Origin of the sequence: Aquimarina longa SW024 (assembly GCF_001401755.1) — a bacterium.
Taxonomy (GTDB): domain Bacteria; phylum Bacteroidota; class Bacteroidia; order Flavobacteriales; family Flavobacteriaceae; genus Aquimarina; species Aquimarina longa.
In genome coordinates this window covers 1-2,282 of record NZ_AVQK01000083.1, presented here as the reverse complement: position 1 = coordinate 2,282, position 2,282 = coordinate 1, and the positions used below count along the sequence as shown (strand labels likewise).

Genomic DNA, 2,282 nt, shown 5'->3' with positions numbered 1-2,282 from the left:
GCCTTGTTATCATCCTTGTCCGCACTAGTATTTATCGCTACTGGTCGTGTTTAATACAATAGATCGGGAGTGTTTAACAAAGTATATCACCAAGTATAAACATTTAACTGAGAGTGTTCAGTAAAGTGTGTCACCACGTATAAACATTTAACTTTGTGATATTATGGAAGAAAAAAAAGAATTTAATGATGATGATTTTTAAAAGGAGGCTTTAAAAGGTTTAGAGGGAGTCTTCAATAGATTAATTATTATTTTAAAATAATACTACTAATATGGGGTAACATTTGATCTTGTAGAAACATATACTTACTAACAAACAATATCATTTATATAATCACCCTAGTATTATAGGGGTTTAAAACAAACAAACATATGGCAGAACGTAGTTACAAGATCAAAGACGGTATCGTATTAGAATGGGCAGATACTGTAATTTCTTATCTTAAAGAAGATATACAACTATTTACTGATTTTGACGCTAAACTAGACCAGAGATTTATAACTCTCTTAGAAAGTAAAGTTACACAAGCATATAAAGAAGGAGGTGATCAATTAAATATAGCACAATTACAAGAAAAAACAGAATCTGTAGATCGTGCTATGAATGACTGTCATGCCTATTTTAAAAAACTACGCTACTGGGTACTTGATGCTTTTCCGGATCAAAAAGCAATACAAAAACAGTTTGGTGTTGGTAGATATGCAATAATCAGAAGAAGTCAAATCAAGATGATCCAATATACAGAAGGGCTCACCACTACCATCAATCAGCACCGAGATGCACTTATTGCTACAGGGATCCCTGCACAGTTATTAGAACAACCCGCAGCCTTATCCGAAGCCCTGCGTAGTGCAAATAATGAACAAGAACAAAAAAAAGGAACCCGTACCGTAGATACTGACCAACGAAAAGAACTCTTTAATGAGCTATACCGTATCTTACAAAAAATAAATGCAGCAGCAGACAATGTATTCGATCAACACCCTGCTAAACGAAAACTCTATCGTACTCCCAGAGTAACTAGTAGTACCAGAAGTATAACAACCAATGATGAAGAAGAATAAAAAAATACAGATCCATACAATAAATCATACAATTACACATTAGTAATAATAACTCTTAAAACCTAAACCATGGCAACAAAAACCGAATTACTTATCGACAATCAGCAATACCGTCTTATTGAATCCTCCTTTGACTTCCACCAACCCACTGATTATAATGGCAGACCCAGTGCCAAGGTACGTGCTGGCAGTATCGTAGCTCTCATTGATTTTGATGGAGAAGAAGAACTCATCAGCTGGGCTGGTAATGATATCACCACCCGTAGTGGTAAGATCATCTACTATAGCGCTGATGGTATGGGGATTAAGTTTACTCTAGAGTTTACCGATGCCTATTGCTCAGATATGTACATATACCAGAGCAATATTGTCGGGGGTGGAGTCCTATCAGAGCTTAAGATCACTGCCAGAGAGATGGTAATAAAAGGACATACTCATACGAATAACTGGCCTGTAAAAAGCTAAAAACCTGATATCGCGATGAGAAAAAGTAACCAAACACTACAGGGGCTAGATGCAGTACTAGCCCCTGCTATAGAAAGAGCCGTATGCCCCTCATTTTCTGGCAAGACTCCCACCGCATTTGATATTGGGATTAAACTACATCGAGAGCTCGATAATACCCGTACATCCCTATCAGAAGCACTCTATAAAATAGACCTTGCCAATGATGATATAGGTGTAAAACAAGCCCAGATGCATCAGTTACAGAGCATGCGCCCCTATAATACAGATGCTGTAGACACCAATGATTATATCAGAAAAGCCAATAACGGCTATCAGGTATGGGATGGCAATCGATGGACACAGCTCTCTAAAGATGCCAAAATAAAAATAACTAGTGAGCGTAGCGAAGCCACCAATAATAAGCTTGCTGTAGTCATACAAGCAGAAGATACCAGTACCAATACGCAGATTTTTTTTGTAGATGATAATGTATACAAGCGCGGTGGGGAGATCAGTTATAATGGTAGTATCAGAGATAATCCAGAACTTAGCCCTAGGATGATAAATGAGGAGATCAACTGGCAGAGCATACTATATGATGCCACCAAGATGGGAGTTGCTACAACAGGTAAGGCTGCCGGAGCACTAAGTCTGACCCGTATCGGCAATCTTACCCCGTGGCATAAAGGCGCAAACCTTCATAAAGCAGTAGGATGGTATCGCAATAAAGAAGGGATCTACCGTAGCCTAAGTAGTCAGCGTAATACCAT

At 38.3% G+C, this 2,282-nt stretch carries 3 protein-coding genes; all 3 read left to right on the top strand.

Annotated elements, in window-relative coordinates; genetic code table 11:
* Positions 1 to 372: 372 nt before the first annotated feature.
* The gene (locus tag N456_RS08940) at positions 373 to 1,065 is read left to right on the top strand and encodes a hypothetical protein (protein ID WP_062056070.1); all 693 of its coding nucleotides are present in this window, start codon (positions 373 to 375) and stop codon (positions 1,063 to 1,065) included.
* Positions 1,066 to 1,134: 69 nt separating this feature from the next.
* A complete protein-coding gene (gene tssD, locus N456_RS08935; RefSeq protein WP_062056068.1) occupies positions 1,135 to 1,530 on the top strand; it encodes a type VI secretion system tube protein TssD in 396 nt (131 codons plus the stop codon).
* A 15-nt stretch (positions 1,531 to 1,545) separates the two neighbouring features.
* The coding region (locus N456_RS08930) for a hypothetical protein (protein ID WP_148639265.1) at positions 1,546 to 2,282 on the top strand (737 nt) is incomplete at its 3' end.

Bases quoted from the DNA above. Each gene is read 5' to 3' on its own strand.
- N456_RS08940 (WP_062056070.1), top strand. From the start codon at position 373: ATGGCAGAACGTAGTTACAAGATCAAAGACGGTATCGTATTAGAATGG.
- tssD (WP_062056068.1), top strand. From the start codon at position 1,135: ATGGCAACAAAAACCGAATTACTTATCGACAATCAGCAATACCGTCTT.